The 17,875-nt window shown below is 50.1% G+C and carries 13 protein-coding genes; 9 read left to right on the forward strand and 4 right to left on the reverse strand.

The features are described 5' to 3' along the window. Nucleotides 1–102 precede the first annotated feature (102 nt). The 3 genes from guaA to C9J01_RS27180 all read left to right on the forward strand — a co-directional run bounded on the left by guaA (nucleotide 103) and on the right by C9J01_RS27180 (nucleotide 5,711). Complete coding sequence (gene guaA / locus C9J01_RS27170) at nucleotides 103–1,686, forward strand: glutamine-hydrolyzing GMP synthase (RefSeq protein ID WP_107301198.1); 1,584 nt, start codon at nucleotides 103–105, stop codon at nucleotides 1,684–1,686. 506 nt (nucleotides 1,687–2,192) lie between these two features. Then, entirely contained in the window at nucleotides 2,193–3,752 is a 1,560-nt protein-coding gene (locus C9J01_RS27175; protein ID WP_107301199.1) for an AbgT family transporter, read from the forward strand. Nucleotides 3,753–4,154: 402 nt separating this feature from the next. Beyond that, a complete protein-coding gene (locus C9J01_RS27180; protein WP_107301200.1) occupies nucleotides 4,155–5,711 on the forward strand; it encodes an AbgT family transporter in 1,557 nt (518 codons plus the stop codon). Nucleotides 5,712–5,803: 92 nt separating this feature from the next. On the opposite strand, the gene fghA is transcribed toward C9J01_RS27180, so the two are convergent. Further along, complete coding sequence (gene fghA, locus C9J01_RS27185) at nucleotides 5,804–6,646, reverse strand: S-formylglutathione hydrolase (protein ID WP_107301201.1); 843 nt, start codon at nucleotides 6,644–6,646, stop codon at nucleotides 5,804–5,806. A gap of 57 nt (nucleotides 6,647–6,703) precedes the next feature. Continuing rightward, complete coding sequence (locus C9J01_RS27190) at nucleotides 6,704–7,834, reverse strand: S-(hydroxymethyl)glutathione dehydrogenase/class III alcohol dehydrogenase (protein WP_107301202.1); 1,131 nt, start codon at nucleotides 7,832–7,834, stop codon at nucleotides 6,704–6,706. A 202-nt stretch (nucleotides 7,835–8,036) separates the two neighbouring features. On the opposite strand from C9J01_RS27190, the gene C9J01_RS27195 reads away from it, so the two are divergent. Continuing rightward, on the forward strand, nucleotides 8,037–8,906 hold the full coding sequence (locus C9J01_RS27195; protein WP_107301203.1) for a LysR substrate-binding domain-containing protein: 870 nt from the start codon (nucleotides 8,037–8,039) through the stop codon (nucleotides 8,904–8,906). A 65-nt stretch (nucleotides 8,907–8,971) separates the two neighbouring features. Beyond that, nucleotides 8,972–9,508 (forward strand): tRNA adenosine(34) deaminase TadA, encoded by a 537-nt coding sequence (gene tadA / locus C9J01_RS27200; protein WP_107301204.1) that lies wholly within the window; start codon nucleotides 8,972–8,974, stop codon nucleotides 9,506–9,508. A gap of 29 nt (nucleotides 9,509–9,537) precedes the next feature. On the opposite strand, the gene C9J01_RS29700 is transcribed toward tadA, so the two are convergent. After that, complete coding sequence (locus tag C9J01_RS29700) at nucleotides 9,538–9,687, reverse strand: hypothetical protein (RefSeq protein ID WP_158264600.1); 150 nt, start codon at nucleotides 9,685–9,687, stop codon at nucleotides 9,538–9,540. A 168-nt stretch (nucleotides 9,688–9,855) separates the two neighbouring features. Further along, complete coding sequence (gene mltF / locus C9J01_RS27205; protein WP_237157072.1) at nucleotides 9,856–11,340, reverse strand: membrane-bound lytic murein transglycosylase MltF; 1,485 nt, start codon at nucleotides 11,338–11,340, stop codon at nucleotides 9,856–9,858. A gap of 432 nt (nucleotides 11,341–11,772) precedes the next feature. Between mltF and purL the strand changes: the two genes are divergently transcribed. The 4 genes from purL (at nucleotide 11,773) to glnB (ending at nucleotide 17,545) form a co-directional block, all read left to right on the forward strand. Next, entirely contained in the window at nucleotides 11,773–15,669 is a 3,897-nt protein-coding gene (purL, locus tag C9J01_RS27210) for a phosphoribosylformylglycinamidine synthase (protein WP_107301205.1), read from the forward strand. Nucleotides 15,670–15,809: 140 nt separating this feature from the next. After that, nucleotides 15,810–16,523 (forward strand): HAD family hydrolase, encoded by a 714-nt coding sequence (locus C9J01_RS27215; protein WP_107301206.1) that lies wholly within the window; start codon nucleotides 15,810–15,812, stop codon nucleotides 16,521–16,523. A 161-nt stretch (nucleotides 16,524–16,684) separates the two neighbouring features. Further along, nucleotides 16,685–17,089, forward strand: a complete 405-nt coding sequence (locus C9J01_RS27220) for a hypothetical protein (protein WP_107301207.1) — start codon at nucleotides 16,685–16,687, stop codon at nucleotides 17,087–17,089. A gap of 117 nt (nucleotides 17,090–17,206) precedes the next feature. Continuing rightward, nucleotides 17,207–17,545, forward strand: coding sequence for a nitrogen regulatory protein P-II (glnB, locus tag C9J01_RS27225; RefSeq protein WP_107301208.1), 339 nt, complete (start codon nucleotides 17,207–17,209; stop codon nucleotides 17,543–17,545). The last annotated feature ends 330 nt before the right edge of the window (nucleotides 17,546–17,875 follow it).

Genomic DNA, 17,875 nt, shown 5'->3' on the forward strand with positions numbered 1-17,875 from the left:
GCATTAGCATCTGACGAAAACGTTTGCCTAAACGCGAAACTTGTATAAGATCGGGGGCGTTTTAATGCCCCCACCTTTCCATTATTTTTTGAGACAGCTCGAATGACCACGACCACAAATATTCATGACCAGCGTATCCTGATCCTGGACTTTGGTTCCCAGTACACCCAGCTTATTGCACGTCGTATCCGTGAAATTGGTGTTTACTGTGAGCTATGGAGCTGGGACGTTGATGAAGCGGATATTCGCGACTTCAACCCTAACGGCATCATCCTTTCCGGTGGCCCGGAAAGTGTGACTGAAGAAGGTTCACCTCGCGCACCGCAATATGTGTTCGAAGCCGGTGTGCCTGTATTTGGTGTTTGCTACGGCATGCAGACTATGGCAGAGCAGCTAGGTGGTAAAGTTGCTGGCTCTACCGAGCGTGAGTTTGGTTATGCTCAGGTCAAAGTAGTTGAGCCAACTGCTTTCTTCAAGAATATCGAAGATGCGATTGCCGACGACGGTAAAGCGCTACTAGACGTATGGATGAGCCACGGTGACAAAGTGGTAGAGATCCCGTCTGACTTCGTTAAGGTTGCTGAAACCGAGACCTGTCCTTACGCGGCAATGGCGAACGAAGAGAAGCGCTTCTACGGTGTGCAGTTCCACCCTGAGGTAACACACACTCGCCAGGGTATGCGTATTATCGAGAACTTCGTTCTTAACATCTGTGGCTGTGAGAAGCTATGGACGTCTGCCAACATCATCGACGATGCGGTTGCCCGCATCAAAGAGCAAGTGGGTGACGATGAAGTTATCCTTGGCCTATCTGGCGGTGTTGACTCATCAGTCGTTGCGATGCTTATCCACCGTGCGATTGGCGACAAACTAACGTGTGTATTCGTCGACAACGGCCTACTTCGCCTCAACGAAGGTGAGCAGGTAATGGAAATGTTCGGTGACCACTTCGGCCTGAAGATTGTTCATGTTAAAGCAGAAGACCGTTTCCTTGCTGCCCTTGCCGGTGAAGCTGAGCCAGAAGCCAAGCGTAAGATTATCGGCCACGTATTTGTTGATGTGTTCGACGAAGAATCGAAGAAGCTGTCAAACGCGAAGTGGTTGGCACAGGGTACTATCTACCCAGATGTGATTGAATCTGCGGCTTCTAAGACGGGTAAAGCGCACGTTATCAAGTCTCACCACAACGTAGGTGGTCTACCAGATGACATGGAAATGGGTCTGGTTGAGCCGCTAAAAGAGCTGTTCAAAGATGAAGTGCGTAAGATTGGCCTTGAGCTTGGCCTGCCTTACAACATGCTTTACCGCCACCCGTTCCCAGGTCCAGGCCTAGGCGTACGTGTACTGGGTGAAGTGAAGAAAGAGTACTGTGATTTGCTACGTCGCGCGGATGCTATCTTCATCGAAGAGCTACACAAAGCCGACCTGTACCACAAGGTTTCTCAGGCATTCACTGTTTTCCTTCCAGTTCGCTCGGTAGGTGTAATGGGTGACGGCCGTAAGTATGACTGGGTTGTATCACTGCGTGCGGTAGAGACTATCGACTTTATGACCGCGCATTGGGCACACCTGCCATACGACTTCCTAGGTAAAGTTTCTAACCGCATCATCAACGAAGTAGACGGCATCTCCCGTGTTGTTTATGACGTATCTGGTAAGCCACCAGCAACGATCGAGTGGGAATAATCCTCACAGGAATATCAAGCAAGGTTTAGATACCAGCGATAGAAAGGAGCACCCATGGGTGCTCTTTTTTTTTGGCTACACTGTAGTCATGCGAAGCGGTATGTTGCTTGGTTGTGGCAATGTTTAAAAGTGCTGAAATAGTCATGAGGCTGCCCTTTTATACTGGGAGTAGCATTATCTTGCTTTTGGGTGATACCAGTGGTGTTTTTAATTGTCTGTAGGCCTTCAGGGAAGGGGATAAGAAATAATTTATATAAATGAAAGTATTGTTGTGCTTTGGGTGCGGGGTTGTAATGTGCTTGTTAGATAAATGTTTTGGATTAATATTTTATTACAATATGGTATTATGAATATTCCTGAATGCATGGTGTATCGTGCGTTTTTGTTTGAACTTTTCATTACAATTCACCGCAGAATTTTTCGTAGCAGAAAAATTGGATTGACGGCGATACAACGACAACCAAGCGCCGCAAATTTACAACATCACTAATGACCATGGAGTTCCCATGAGCAATCAAGCTGTCAATAAGACACCTAATGAATCGCCGAGTGCGATGAATAAGTTTCTTAACTTTATTGAGCGAACAGGTAACAAGATCCCAGATCCTGCTTTGCTTTTCTTCTGGGGACTGATCCTTGTATGGGTTCTGTCTGCAGTTTTCTCTCAGTTCGAATTTGGTTTAATTCACCCAGTTTCTGGCCAAGCAGTAGAAGTTAACAACCTACTGACCGGCGAAGCGTTCGCAAACTTCCTTGCGACTATGGTGAAGAACTTCACTGGCTTTGCACCTCTAGGTATTGTTCTTGTGGCAATGCTAGGTGTGGGTGTAGCTGAAGCATCTGGCTTCATCAACACTGGCCTTAAGAAAATGTTGAATGTGACACCAGCTAAATTCATCACACCTGTGTTGATCCTGGTTGCTATCGTATCGCACACAGCTGCTGATGCGGGCTATGTTCTGGTTATCCCACTAGGTGGTATCATCTTCCACGCCGCAGGCCGTCACCCTCTAGCAGGTATTGCCGCTGCATTTGCCGGTGTATCAGGTGGTTTCGCTGCAAACTTCATCCCTTCAGGTATCGACCCTCTATTGGCAGGCTTCACTCAGGAAGCGGCACAAATTCTTGACCCTGAATATGTTGTAAATCCACTTTCAAACCTATTCTTCACTGGCCTGTCTTCACTGCTTATCGTGAGCATTGGCTGGTACATCACTGACCGAATCATTGAGCCGCGCCTATCTCAGACGCCAATCGATGAAGATGCTGAAGAAGCACCTGACATGGGCTCTTTCACCGAGCTAGAAAGTAAAGCTTTCTCTCGCGCGGGTTGGGCAATGATGGCGGGTATCGCTGTGCTATTCCTAGCGCTGATCCCTGAGTCTTCGCCACTGCGTTCTCCAACGGGTGAAATCACAGCTTTTGACGCGCCGGTTATGCAGTCAATCGTACCGCTTATCTTCATCCTGTTCGTGATCCCTGGTGTGGTTTACGGCCGTGTTGCCGGTACGTTCAAGGCAAGCGATGACGTTATCAAGTCTATGTCTGCGACAATGAGCAGCATGGGTAGCTTCATGGTTATGGCGTTCTTCATTGCCCAGTTCCTTGTTGCCTTCACCCAGTCGAACCTAGGTACGCTGCTTGCGCTTTCTGGCGCTCAGTTCCTACAGGCGATGAACCTACCGGGCCAGGTGACTATCGTTGGTATGATCCTGCTTACCGCTTTCGTTAACCTGCTAGTAGGTTCTGCATCTGCGAAGTGGGCACTGATCGGTCCTATCATGGTTCCGATGCTAATGGCTGTTGGTATTTCTCCTGAGTTGACTCAGGCGGCTTACCGTGTAGGTGACTCAGTATCTAACATCATTTCTCCAATGATGGTGTTCTTCCCGCTGGTTGTTGTATACATGCAGCGTTACGTGAAGAGCTCAGGTATTGGTTCCCTGGCTTCTATGATGATGCCTTACTCGATTGCGATGCTAATTGGCTGGACAGTGTTCCTATTGGTTTACTGGGCAATCGGTATCCCACTAGGTATCCAGGCTCCTTACACTTACAGCATGTAAGCCTGACAATTACCAATAATTTTAAAGCCCCGCATTGCGGGGCTTTTTTATGCTGGCAAAGCAAGTGTTTGTTATGTCCTCGTGGAATATTGTGTTGTTAAAAAGTAGAGCGGTATTGTCTATATCAATAATTACATGTTGTTTGATTGTTAATTCTGATTTTATTGCATTAATTGAAATTTAATTTTGCAAAACTTAAATGCTGTACTAACTAGATAGTACGGAGTTTGATTGTTGTTTAGTTGCTACTGTGTGGGGTTTTATTCTTTTCTTGGTCTTTAGGTTGGTTTTTTAATCTAAAAGTAAGTGTCTGCATTGGTTTTACTCAGATGAAATGATTTGTTACTTTCCTTTGAAAATACAACATCAAAAACTCAATCGGTATAGTAAGGAAGTTCGATTATGAGTGAGACCATTTCAAACCCGCCTTCGCAGAAAGGCATCATCGCGTTCATTGAGCGTGCCGGTAAAAAAATCCCGGATCCTGTGATCATCTTTATGTCACTGTTCACCTTCTGTCTGGTACTGACTGCTGCTATCGGTGGCCTTCAGTTCGAAACAATGGGTGCCGACGGTGGTGCAGTTACCCATAGCATTAAAAACATGCTGGCAACCGAGAACGTCCGCTGGATGTTTGATAATGCCCTGCTAACTAACTGGCTATCATTCGGTGGCGGTGTACTGGGTGTGATCCTGATTGTGATGCTAGGTGTAGGTATCGCAGAAAACTCTGGTCTCCTATCAGCAGTTATCAAGAAAGTGGGCCTTCGTATTAACGATCGCTACCTACCTCTGCTAGTTATCTTCCTAGGTATCATGAGCTCAATCGCAACTGATGCTGGTTACCTGATCCTTATCCCTCTTGCTGGTCTACTTTATGCGGGTCTAGGTAAAAACCCATTGATTGGTATGGCGGCAGGCTTTGCCGGTGTATCTGCAGGCTTCAGTGCTAACCTAATCCCTGCAACGCCAGTTGACGTGATCTTGGGTGCTAACGCACGTATTTTCGCAGAATCTCAGGGTATTCCTTTTGAAACGGCGGCGGGCGAACCGATCAACCCGGCGACGATGCACTACTTCTTTATCTTTGTGTCGACCTTTATCTTGGCCGGCCTAGGTGCTTGGGTGACGACCCGTTTTGTTGCGCCTCGCCTTGAAAAAATGTCTTACCAACTACCTGAAGATCTAAACCTGGATGACTTCAAGGTAACGGATGCTGAGAACAAGGGCCTTCGTGCTGCAGGTATTGGCTTGGTACTGGCACTAGCGGCGGTTGCTGGTCTGGCGATGGGCCCTCTGGCAACTTACACGAATGAAGCTGGCCGTGAGGTAACCCCTTACCTAGATAATGTTATCCTACTGATTGCAATGGTATTTGCGGTTGTCGGTATCTTCTTTGGTGTAGCAACGGGTAAATTCAAGTCACTACAGGATGTTGTGAAGGCGATGGTTACCCAGATGAACACCATGGGCTACATCTTGGTGCTGACGTTCTTCTGTTACAACTTCCTGGCGCTACTTGGTTTCTCTGGTCTAGGTACTTATGTGACCTACCTAGGTGCGACCTTCCTGAGTGCACTAGGCTTGCAGCAGTTCCCAATCCTACTGATCATTGGCTTTATCCTGACAACAGCGGTTATCAACCTGTTCGTAGGTGGCCTGACATCGAAGTGGATGCTGCTTGGCCCGATCTTCGTACCTATGCTGTACCAGGTAAACCCGAATATGACCCCGGATCTTGTGACTGCGGCTTACCGTGTAGCAGATTCTTCAACCAACATCATCACACCAATGATGAGCTATGCAGGCGTTATCCTAGCCTTCATGCGTAAGTACAAGCCTGAGCTGTCGTTCGGTGATGTGATTGCGATGATGGTGCCTTACTCGGTTGCATTCCTGACGGTCTGGACCACGGTACTGGTTGCATTCTTTGCCTTCAACATTCCATTGGGCTTCTAAGCAACGACTGATTGATATGAAAAACCCCGCTTCTGCGGGGTTTTTTATATGTGGCAAATACCACCTTGTTCAGGGGCACTACAAACTCTCAATCACAACAGGTGCTGAGCATGGAAGCGCAGGTGGTCATCGATGAAACTGGCGATGAAGTAGTAGCTGTGGTCGTAGCCTTCTTGCATACGGATCTCTAGCGGGTAATCAACACTTTGCGCCGCCTCTGCCAGAGTAGTCGGCTTGAGTTGCTCTTCAAGGAAGCCGTCTTGATCGCCTTGGTCAACAAGGGCAGGAATAGGCTGCTGGTTTTGTTTGAGAAGCTCTGTGGTGTCGTATTGTAGCCAGTTGGTTCGGTCGTCGCCTAGGTAACCCGCCAGTGCCTTTTCACCCCAAGGGCAGTTCACCGGGTTGCTGATAGGGCTGAAAGCCGACACTGAGCTATAGCGAGATGGATTGCGTAGGGCAATCATCAAAGCGCCGTGGCCGCCCATTGAGTGGCCGCTGATCGCACGCTTGTCATTGACTGGGAAGTGCTCCTCAATCAAAGCTGGGAGTTCATTCACCACATAGTCGTACATTTGGTAGTGACGGTTCCAAGGAGCCTGGGTCGCATTGACATAAAAGCCTGCACCTAATCCGAAGTCATAGGCCCCTTCAGGATCATCGGGTACCCCTTCACCGCGCGGGCTGGTATCTGGGGCGACAATGGCGATGCCAAGCTCTGCTGCCAAACGCTGCGCACCGGCTTTTTGCATGAAGTTTTCATCGGTGCAAGTAAGGCCCGATAGCCAGTAAAGCACAGGGACCTTAGCACCCTGGGCGATTTGTGGCGGCAGGAAAATTGCGAAGCGCATATCACAATTCAACACCGATGAGTGGTGGGTATATTGCTTGTGCCAGCCGCCAAAGCTTTTGTTCCAGCTTACGTTTTCGATAGTCATTAGCGTCTCTTTCGTTGCCAAAGTCACTAGGCTCCCGTAGGAGCCTAGTTATGCATTTTACTTGTCGTAGTGGATAACAGAACGGATGCTCTTGCCTTCATGCATCAGGTCGAAAGCGTTGTTAATGTCATCTAGGCCCATGGTGTGGGTGATGAAATCATCAAGCTTGAACTCACCCGCCATGTAACGTTCTACAATTTCTGGTAGCTCAGAGCGGCCTTTCACACCACCAAACGCAGAGCCACGCCATACACGGCCAGTGACTAGCTGGAACGGACGGGTAGAGATTTCCTGACCTGCACCGGCCACACCGATGATTACAGATTCCCCCCAACCTTTGTGGCAGCACTCGAGGGCAGAGCGCATCACGTTGACGTTACCGATACACTCGAATGAGAAGTCGACACCGCCGTCAGTCATTTCGACGATCACTTCCTGGATAGGCTTGTCGTAGTCGTTCGGGTTGATGCAATCGGTCGCACCAAGCTCTTTCGCTAGGGCGTATTTGCTCTCGTTGATATCAACACCGATAATGCGGCTAGCACCGGCCATTGTGGCACCGATGATGGCTGAAAGGCCGATACCACCCAAGCCAAATACAGCAACCGTATCGCCTTTTTGTACTTTGGCGGTTTTCAGTACTGCACCCATGCCGGTCGTTACACCACAACCAAGCAGGCAAACTTCTTCCAGTGGTGCTTCTTTATTCACTTTCGCCAGTGAGATTTCTGGCAGTACTGTGTACTCAGAGAATGTCGAGCAACCCATGTAGTGGAAGATTGGTTGGCCATCTTTGTAGAAACGGGTAGTGCCGTCTGGCATCAGGCCCTTGCCCTGAGTTTCGCGGATCTTCTGGCACAGGTTAGTTTTACCTGACTTACAGAATTTACATTCACCACATTCTGGGGTGTAAAGTGGGATAACATGGTCGCCCACTTCAACACTGGTGACGCCTTCGCCTACCATTTCGACAATACCGCCGCCCTCGTGGCCAAGGATCGCCGGGAAGATCCCTTCTGGATCATCTCCAGATAGGGTAAAGGCATCGGTGTGGCATACGCCGGTTGCGATGATGCGGACTAGCACTTCGCCTTTTTTCGGCAGCATCACATCAACTTCTTCTACCGATAGTGGCTGGTTTGGACCCCATGCAATTGCCGCTTTGGATTTGATAAATTGCTCAGACATTTAGTTTCTCTCTTATATTAGGTGGGCAAGGCCCTTTGCTGTTCCTACGGTTGCTTTAACAGTAGGAGAGATTTTTAACTAAGGCGCAGAGATTGTTGGCTCCGCTTCCTCGTTGTGATGGGCTTAGTATATTTATTTCTTTGGTGATGATAATTACCCTATAATGCAAATAACTTTTTCTGTCAGGTAATAATGGTGAAGTATGTTTTTATGGGAAGGGGTCAGTGAGTTTGTCGCGGTCGCGGAAGCGGAGAGTTTTACCGCCGCAGCCAAACAGCTGGGTATTTCCACTGCCCAGGTGAGCCGCCAGATCAGTGCACTGGAAAACCGCCTCAATACTAAGCTGTTCTACCGGACAACCCGTAAGGTGTCGCTGACCGAAGAGGGGACCATCTATTACCAGCACTGCCGCCGGCTAATGGATGGGCTTGAGGAGGCTGAGCGGGCGATAAGTGATCGGCGTGATACCCCGCAGGGCAGTCTGAAGCTAACCGCACCGGTGACCTATGGTGAGCAATACATCATGCCACTGGTGGTTGACTTCATGCAGCAGTACCCTGAAATCGATGTGGTAATGAATTTGACTAACCAGACAGTGGATTTGGTTGAAGGTGGCTATGATCTGGCCATTCGTCTCGGTAAGCTCAGTAGCTCGACTATGATGGCAAAGCGACTTGCTAACCGAACCCAGTATGTCTGTGCGTCACCTTCTTACTTGGAAAAGTATGGTGTTCCCCATTCACTTTCTGAGCTCCGTCATCACAATTGCTTGGTGGGTAACTATGATCATTGGCGCTTTCAGGAGTCGGGCAAAGAACGCAGCGTCAAAGTTGATGGTACCCTTCGTTGTGCCAGTGGCCATGCATTGCGTGATGCCGCCTTGAAAGGATTGGGTTTGGTGCAATTGCCTGACTATTACATTAGTGATGACTTGGAGAAGGGCGAACTGCTGACAGTACTGGATACCTTCCGGGAGCCGGAAGAGGGGATCTGGGCCCTGTATCCCCATAACCGCCACCTGTCTCCCAAGGTACGTTTGCTGGTGGACTTCCTTGCTGATTCTTTATCGTAGTGCCTCGCATCCTGAAAGCATTTGGGTATAATCAGCGGCCTTAAGCCACAGAGAGTAAATGTTCCATGACCGAGCCATCCACAACACATGCCCTTCATGAATATAGCGATGAAGATTTCATGCGCCGCGCCATGGAGCTCGCAGCCCGTGCCGAGGCTGATGGTGAGGTGCCGGTCGGTGCGGTCGTGGTTTATCAGGGGCAGGTTGTCGGTGAAGGTTGGAACCGTTCGATTACCCAGCATGATGCGACCGCCCATGCTGAAATTATGGCATTGCGCCAAGCTGGCCAGGTATTGCAGAACTACCGCCTAATAGATGCCACCTTATATGTCACCCTTGAGCCATGCCCGATGTGTGCCGGTGCGATGGTCCACAGCCGGATTGGCAAAGTGGTCTTTGGGGCCCACGATCTGAAAACCGGGGCGGCGGGCAGCATCATGAACCTGCTGAGTTACGAGCAGGTCAATCACCATGTGGCTATCGAGTCAGGGGTATTGGCCGAGGAGTGCCGTGCCCAGCTACAGGCTTTTTTTAAACGCCGCCGGGCCGAGAAAAAGGCTGAGAAGAAAGCCCGCCAACTAGCTGCAGGCAAACCTACCTGATCCTTCCTTCATGGCCATATTCGGCGGGGTCAGATCCCCGCTGCACTATTGATGATATAGCTGCGCTGGCGCCACAGTATTTTCTTTCTTATGTTGGCATTGAGCCGCTTACGGCGGGTGGCTGCAGACGCCATTCGCTTACGCATCTTGCTGATGGCTTTTTTCTTTGAAAAGTGCATAGAGCCTCCTCCTTTAGAACTGCTCGGGGTGCGCTGTCAGAACTAGTATCTCCGATCGCCGCTCTTTCTCTAACGATAAGAGTCACGCTTTGCGATCATTTCTTTCAGCTAAGCACAAGAAGGTGTGAGCAAGATCCCCCTGCTAGGGCAGGGGGAGGATAAGGTGAGTTAATTGCTGGCGGTTTTGTTAGGTGTTGCCGCGTCGGGGGTTACCGGCGCTTCGGCACCATCTGTTGGCTGTTGGGCAAGATCGCTGGTCGTTGGCACCGGCGAAATGGTATGCAGGCCATCGATCAGCTCGATATCCTCGAGCTGCGGCTCCTGGCTGTGGGTTTGCTCGTAGCCGATGATACTCTGGTAGTAGCGGCGGATATTCTCGACATAGTGCTGGGCTTCGTCTCCGCGAGCATAGCCGTAACGGGTCTGCTTGTAGTATTTGCGCTGGCGTAGCAGCGGCAGCCGCTGTTTTACATCGCTCCATGCGTCAGGGTTACCGCCTTGCGATTGGGTCAGGCGGCGTGCATCCATCAAATGGCCAAAGCCGACGTTGTATGACGCCAGGGCAAACCATACTTTTTCGTGCTCTTCGATGCTATCCGGAATTCGGTTGATCATCTTGCGTAGGTACTCGGTACCACCGCGGATGCTCTGCTCCGGATCGAGTCGGTTTTTAACGCCTACCGAACGTGCTGTCGGCAAGGTCAGCATCATCATACCGCGAACACCGGTTGGTGAGACGGCACGTGGGTTCCAATGCGATTCCTGATAGGACAGGGCTGCAATCAGCCGCCAGTCGAATTCGTTGGCATACTGCTTGAACAAACCTTTCCACTGCGGAAGCTTGCTTTCAACCGCGCGCAGGAAGGCGCGGGTATCAACGTAATCAAACTTGTCGACATGACCTAAGTATTTTTCCTCCAGCTTGGCTAGCTCACCACTCTGCTGGATTTCACCGAAGAACTCGATCAGCAATGCATACAAGCTGTCGTCATTGCTCTGGTTAACAAACCACGCGATCGGTTCATCTTCGGTCAGCTCAAGGGCGGTGGTGACATCCGGCAGGATGCGCTGGTTTAGGGCGATATCCACCGAATCAGCGAGGGTATAGTCAAGCTCACCCTCCGCAACTTGGCGTAGCAACTCGTCACTGTCAATCTCTTCCAGTGCTTGCCATTCAAGGGTTGGGTGGTCCAGTTTGAGTGCATGTAGGGTCTTTTCATGGCTGGAGCCGCTTACTACTGCAAGTGTCCCTTTGTTCTCGGCCAGGTCTTCTATACTACGAGGGCGCCATTGGCCTTTTTTGTAGACGACTTTCTGGCTGGCGTAGTAATAAGCCGGTGCGGCGCGGAACTGGGCCAGGCGCTCATCGGTCATCGTCAGGCCGGCGGCAAGGATATCGACATCGCCGCGCTCAAGGCCTGGGAAAAGGCCTGATAGAGTGAACATGGCCTTCATTTCCAGTTTCACACCAAGCTTGTCGGCAAAACGGCGGGCCAACTCGTAGTCCAGCCCGGTAGGGCCTTCGTTACCAATATAGTAAGAGAGCTGGTTGTTGAGCGTACCTACGCGCAGTACGCCTTCCTCGCGGATCCGTTCAAGATCGGACTGGGGTTCTTCTTGCCACAGGCAACCATTGAGGACTAAAACGCTCAATAGTAAGGCAATGAAATGTTTGATACTTGAATTCGGTCGAAGAATACTCAACGAGGTACGCCCTTGGTAAAATTAGGACGTCCTTTATACCAAAGCTTGACCGAACCGCAAAATAATCCCAGCGCTTTGACGGCGTGTTTGCTGTAGCAAGACACATTTCTTAAGCCTGAAATCGTAAAAAAATGTGATTGGTTGGGGTAGTGTGACCAATATCTCACTGGTTTTTAGTGCTGATTGAAAAAAAAACACGCAAACGGTTGCGTCAGGTGTTACGTCACAAAAAAAATTCCCTTATACTACGCCCCATCATGAGCACTTCGCCTCACCAAGGGTCTGGTACGCGAGGTGACATTGACGTAATTAGCCCGGTAAAGCGCCGGGGGTTAGGCCAATATCACCTTCATTAAACTGCTAATCGAGAGACGTAAGCACATGGAAATTTTGCGTGGTTCACCCGCACTGTCTGAGTTTCGCGTAAACAAGCTAATTGAGCGTTGTCGCGAATTGGATCTGCCTGTGTCAGGTATTTATGCTGAGTTCATGCACTTTGCAGACTTGTCTGCGCCATTGAGTGCCGAAGAGCAAGAAAAGCTGGCAAGCTTGCTAACTTACGGCCCTACGATTGCAGAGCATGAGCCTTCTGGCTTACTGCTACTGGTTACCCCGCGTCCGGGTACAATCTCCCCATGGTCATCTAAGTCTACCGATATCGCCCATAACTGTGCCCTAGCACAGATTAAGCGTCTTGAACGTGGTACGGCATACTACATCGAGACTTCTGCTGAGCTGTCTGCCCAGCAAGTGGTAGAACTGAAAGGTCTAATCCACGACCGTATGATGGAAGTCGTCTTTACCGATTTTGATTCAGCAGCCGCGCTTTTCCAAGTGGCTGAGCCTGCTCCAGTTGCAGACGTTGACCTTATGACAGGTGGCCGTAAGGCACTTGAAGAAGCGAACGTAACACTGGGCCTTGCACTTGCCGAAGATGAGATTGACTACCTAGTAGACAGCTTCGTTAACAAGCTAGAGCGAAACCCGACTGACATCGAGCTGATGATGTTTGCCCAGGCAAACTCCGAGCACTGCCGCCACAAGATTTTCAACGCAGATTGGACAATCGACGGCGTGAAGCAGGAAAAATCCCTGTTCAAGATGATCAAGAACACCTTCGAAACGACGCCTGACCACGTTCTGTCTGCCTACAAAGATAACGCAGCGGTAATGACAGGTTCGAAGGTTGGCCGTTTCTTCCCAGATCCAGAGACTCGCCAGTACAACTACCACAATGAAGATGCGCACATCCTGATGAAGGTTGAGACGCACAACCACCCAACCGCCATTTCTCCTTGGCCGGGTGCTTCAACAGGTTCAGGCGGTGAGATCCGTGACGAAGGCGCTACCGGTATTGGTGGTAAGCCTAAAGCTGGCCTTGTCGGTTTCACAACCTCTAACCTGCGTATCCCGGGCTTCGAGCAGCCATGGGAAACGGATTTCGGTAAGCCAGGCCGCATTGTTAACGCTCTGGATATCATGCTAGAAGGCCCTCTGGGTGGCGCGGCGTTCAACAACGAATTTGGCCGTCCAAACCTTCTTGGTTACTTCCGTACTTACGAAGAAAAAGTGACATCACATGCTGGTGAAGAAGTACGTGGTTACCACAAGCCAATCATGATTGCTGGTGGTATGGGTAACATCCGTGACGAGCACGTTCAGAAGAAAGAGATCCCTGTTGGTGCGAAGCTTATCGTACTAGGTGGTCCGGCGATGAACATCGGCCTTGGTGGCGGTGCAGCCTCTTCTATGGCATCAGGCCAGTCAGCAGAAGATCTGGACTTTGCTTCGGTACAGCGAGAGAACCCAGAAATGGAGCGTCGCTGTCAGGAAGTGATCGACCGTTGCTGGCAGCTAGGCGATGCTAACCCAATTGCCTTTATCCACGATGTAGGCGCAGGCGGTATTTCGAATGCACTGCCAGAGCTTGTCGACGATGGTGAGCGTGGCGGTATCTTCCAGCTTCGTGACGTGCCAAACGATGAGCCGGGCATGAGCCCACTTGAGATCTGGTGTAACGAATCACAAGAGCGTTACGTAATGGCGGTTGCGTCTGAGAACATGGCAGCGTTCGATGCTATCTGTAAGCGTGAGCGTGCACCGTACGCCGTAGTTGGTGAAGCAACAGAGAAGCGTGAGCTGAAACTGGAAGACTCACACTTCGACAACACGCCAATCGATATGCCGATGGACATCCTGCTTGGCAAAACGCCTAAGATGCACCGTGATGCGAAAACATTGAAAGTTGATAGCCCGGCGATCACTCGTGACGGCATCGAAATCAACGAAGCGGCAGACCGTGTATTGCGCCTTCCAACCGTTGCTGAGAAAACATTCCTGATCACTATCGGTGACCGTACTGTGACCGGTTTGGTTGCCCGTGACCAGATGGTAGGTCCTTGGCAGGTGCCAGTGGCTAACTGTGCGGTAACAGCAGCAAGCTACGACTCATACCATGGTGAAGCGATGTCTATGGGTGAGCGCACGCCTGTTGCCTTGCTAGACTTTGGTGCTTCTGCACGCCTAGCTGTGGGTGAGTCCCTAACTAACATCGCCGGTACTGATATTGGTGATATTAAGCGCATCAAGCTATCTGCAAACTGGATGTCTCCTGCGGGCCACCCAGGTGAAGACGCGGGCCTATACGAAGCAGTTAAGGCTGTTGGTGAAGAACTGTGTCCAGCACTTGGTTTGACTATCCCTGTTGGTAAAGACTCAATGTCGATGAAGACTAAGTGGGAAGAGAATGGTGAGAACAAAGAAGTTACCTCTCCACTTTCATTGATCATCACTGCCTTTGGCCGTGTTGAAGATGTACGCAAGACGGTGACGCCACAGCTTCGCACTGACAAAGGCGACACATCCCTAGTTCTTGTTGACCTTGGTAACGGTAAGAACCGTATGGGTGCAACCGCACTGGCACAGGTTTACAAGCAACTGGGTGACAAGCCTGCTGATGTCGACAACGCCGAGCAGCTAAAAGGCTTCTTCGATGCGATGCAGACCCTAGTTCGTGATGACAAGCTTGTGGCTTACCACGACAAGGGCGATGGCGGCCTGTTCGTTACACTGGCAGAGATGGCATTTGCCGGTCACTGTGGTGTGAAAGCGGACGTTGCTGGCCTAGGTGACGATGTACTGGCTGCACTATTTAACGAAGAGCTAGGTGCGGTTGTTCAGGTTAAGAACGACGACCTTGACGCGGTTAAAGTGGTATTGGCTGCAAATGGCCTTGAAGCTTGCTCGCACGTTATCGGTAGCGTTGAAGCTTCTGACAGCGTTGTTATCACTGCTGGCGATGCGGTTGTTCTTGAGCGCTCTCGTACTGAGCTTCGTACCATCTGGGCTGAAACCACGCATAAGATGCAAGGTCTACGTGACAACCCAGCGTGTGCCGACCAAGAGTTTGAAGCGAAGAAAGACAACACGGACCCAGGCCTTAACACCAAGCTAAGCTTCGATATCAACGAAGACGTGGCTGCGCCGTTCATTGCTAAGGGTGCTAAGCCTAAGATGGCTATCCTGCGTGAGCAGGGTGTTAACTCACACGTTGAGATGGCAGCTGCCTTTGACCGTGCTGGTTTTGAAGCAACAGACATCCACATGAGCGACATCCTGACAGGCCAGGCGGTATTGGATGAGTACCACGGCCTAGTGGCATGTGGTGGTTTCTCTTACGGTGACGTACTGGGTGCGGGTGAAGGTTGGGCGAAGTCTATCCTGTTCAATGGCCAGGCTCGCGAGCAGTTCCAGGCATTCTTCAACCGTGACAACACCTTCTCGCTAGGTGTGTGTAACGGCTGTCAGATGCTATCGAACCTGAAAGAGCTAATCCCAGGTGCTGACCTGTGGCCACGCTTCGTTCGTAACGAATCTGAGCGCTTTGAAGCACGCTTCAGCCTAGTTGAAGTACAGAAGTCTGATTCTGTGTTCTTCAACGGTATGGAAGGCTCTCGCATGCCTATCGCGGTATCTCACGGTGAAGGTCGCGTCGAAGTACGTGATGCCGACCACCTAGCTGCGATTGAAGCATCTGGTACAGTTGCGGTGCGTTACGTGGACAACCACGGTAACCCAACTCAGCAGTACCCGAACAACCCGAACGGTTCGCCAAATGCGATTACGGGTCTGACAACTCAAGATGGTCGTGTGACTATCATGATGCCTCACCCAGAGCGTGTATTCCGTACCGTGGCTAACTCTTGGCATCCAGATGACTGGAGCGAGAACAGCCCATGGATGCGCATGTTCCGCAATGCTCGCGTGAATATCGGCTAATAAGCTAATCGCTTAATATTGATGAAAAAAACCGCTCCCAGTGAGCGGTTTTTTATTATCTGTATCATTTTTGGGAAATAAAAGTAGCAACAAATGCAAGACTATGATTAAGCTGAACTTATCCACCTGGTGAATAATCAATGTGGCATACGCCCAAAGCCGGTACTGGAGGTGCAATGATTTTCTTCGATCTGGACAATACCCTGCTTGATCATGATGGGGCGGAACAAGACGCCATTCGTGATTTTGCCAAGCGTTACCGTGATGAAATTATTGATTGCCCAGAAGGTATTGAGGTGATGTGGCGGGCAATTACTGACGAAAAGCGCCAGCAGTGGCGGGCCGGAAAGCTTAACTTCGAGGGGCTGCGCCGGGCGAGGATCAGTGCCTTGTTTCGCCGTCCGCTCAGTGAAGAGCTGGCAGATAAATTGATAGCCGAGTACTACGCAATCTACCGCCAATACTGGCGTCTATTTCCCGATGTTCAACCTGCGCTGGAAAGGCTGAGAAATGTCTCTCCGCTTGCCATTATTACCAATGGCTTTACTTATCATCAAGAAGCCAAGCTAAAGGCGACAGGGATCCGGGAGTTCTTCTCGTATCTGGTGATCTCCGAGCAAGTGGGGGCGGCAAAACCCGATCCGGCAATTTTCCAGCATGCATTGAAGCAATCTGGTAAATCAGCCGCTGAGTGTTGGTATATCGGTAATCACCCGTTCAATGATGCTACTGCAGCCAGTGAGTTGGGGTTCAAGGCGGTATGGCTCAATCGGTACAAGCTCGATACCAAGGTTTCAACCAGAGTGGTACGAAGCCTTGAAGGATTGGTTGATCTGGTTACCGTGCATTACTAGTTGAGGAGGGAACCTATTGCTAAACCGAGGTCTAATTAAGAGGAGCAAAATTAAACTAAGAATTGATTGAATAATTGTTGTACTGGTTAAAATACCCGCATAGAATATGCGCTTATTTTTGCGGGCTCTAAATGTCATTACCTCATGGAAGAGAGACAATAATGGATGTAACACGTCGTGGACTGCGTTTGGCCACCAAGGGCCTTGCAGTGCTAGTAATGATTTGCCTGGTAAGATACGCCGACAGCTTCGCCTTGATTTTTAGTCTGAATCAGGTTGGCATCGTGCCAAGTTATATCGCTATCTTGGTCCTACTCTCCGGTATCGGTGCGATACTGGGCCTTAGCCGCGGAAACCGCTGGGGATTCATCCCGCTTTACTTTTTTATTCCCGCGATCACTATGTTTTTCAACTATAGCCTGATCCCTTATCTCCCTCAGTTAGTTGCCCCTGAGTTTCGTGGCATGGCCGTTTTTTTCCTCAACAGTAGCGTACTGCTTTTTGCTGTCCTGCTACTGCTGAAAATGATGGACAACGATGTCATATTCTCGGTAGAAAAATACTGAAACGCTGATCTTTCAGTGCCAGGCTTTTGATATACTTCAGCTTAAATTAAACAGGTTTTTGGCAGTTTCCCCAAAAGCATCTGCCAGCAGTACCTTGCTCAGCAAAGGATGATGAGAATGAAAAAAATTGAAGCCATCATCAAGCCGTTCAAGCTTGATGATGTCCGCGAAGCACTAGCCGATGTTGGTATCACCGGTATGACAGTCTCTGAAGTCAAAGGCTTCGGTCGCCAGAAGGGCCACACTGAGCTATACCGTGGCGCCGAGTACATGGTCGACTTCCTGCCTAAAGTGAAGCTGGAAATCGTCGTGGCCGATGAAGTGGCCGACCAGTGTGTTGATACCATCATCGAAACCGCCCAAACCGGCAAGATCGGCGACGGCAAGATCTTCATGTTCGATGTAGATCGTGTGGTACGTATCCGTACCGGCGAGGAAGACGAAGACGCGATTTAAAACCGTCTCTGTTATCGCTGTTTCATTCTCTTTGCCAGAGAATAACAGCGATGACAGAGCGGACCTAGGAAGAGCGGGTCCTAGATTCTAGGTAAAGCAAAAGCAAAGAAATTGCTTGATGTTTTATAGCCTTTTCAACATTCTGCAGCACCCAGCACCCAGCACCCAGCACCCAGCACCCAGCACCCAGCACCCAGCACCCAGCACCTGATGTGACTCCCTAAAAGTAGACACCTCTTTATCAGGAATAAGAGGTGTTCATATGAAAGTTGTAAGTCGACGAAGTTTTTCTGATGAGTTTAAGCTTGCTGCAGTTCAAGAATCTATCGA

Source organism: Photobacterium rosenbergii, assembly GCF_003026455.1.
Classification (GTDB): domain Bacteria; phylum Pseudomonadota; class Gammaproteobacteria; order Enterobacterales; family Vibrionaceae; genus Photobacterium; species Photobacterium rosenbergii.

Coding starts and splice junctions, on each gene's coding strand:
- purL (WP_107301205.1), top strand. CDS start 11,773: ATGGAAATTTTGCGTGGTTCACCCGCACTGTCTGAGTTTCGCGTAAAC.
- tadA (WP_107301204.1), top strand. CDS start 8,972: ATGACCGAGCCATCCACAACACATGCCCTTCATGAATATAGCGATGAA.
- C9J01_RS27215 (WP_107301206.1), top strand. CDS start 15,810: ATGTGGCATACGCCCAAAGCCGGTACTGGAGGTGCAATGATTTTCTTC.
- fghA (WP_107301201.1), bottom strand. CDS start 6,646: ATGACTATCGAAAACGTAAGCTGGAACAAAAGCTTTGGCGGCTGGCAC.
- glnB (WP_107301208.1), top strand. CDS start 17,207: ATGAAAAAAATTGAAGCCATCATCAAGCCGTTCAAGCTTGATGATGTC.
- C9J01_RS27220 (WP_107301207.1), top strand. CDS start 16,685: ATGGATGTAACACGTCGTGGACTGCGTTTGGCCACCAAGGGCCTTGCA.
- guaA (WP_107301198.1), top strand. CDS start 103: ATGACCACGACCACAAATATTCATGACCAGCGTATCCTGATCCTGGAC.
- C9J01_RS27180 (WP_107301200.1), top strand. CDS start 4,155: ATGAGTGAGACCATTTCAAACCCGCCTTCGCAGAAAGGCATCATCGCG.
- C9J01_RS27190 (WP_107301202.1), bottom strand. CDS start 7,834: ATGTCTGAGCAATTTATCAAATCCAAAGCGGCAATTGCATGGGGTCCA.
- C9J01_RS27175 (WP_107301199.1), top strand. CDS start 2,193: ATGAGCAATCAAGCTGTCAATAAGACACCTAATGAATCGCCGAGTGCG.
- C9J01_RS27195 (WP_107301203.1), top strand. CDS start 8,037: ATGTTTTTATGGGAAGGGGTCAGTGAGTTTGTCGCGGTCGCGGAAGCG.
- C9J01_RS29700 (WP_158264600.1), bottom strand. CDS start 9,687: ATGCACTTTTCAAAGAAAAAAGCCATCAGCAAGATGCGTAAGCGAATG.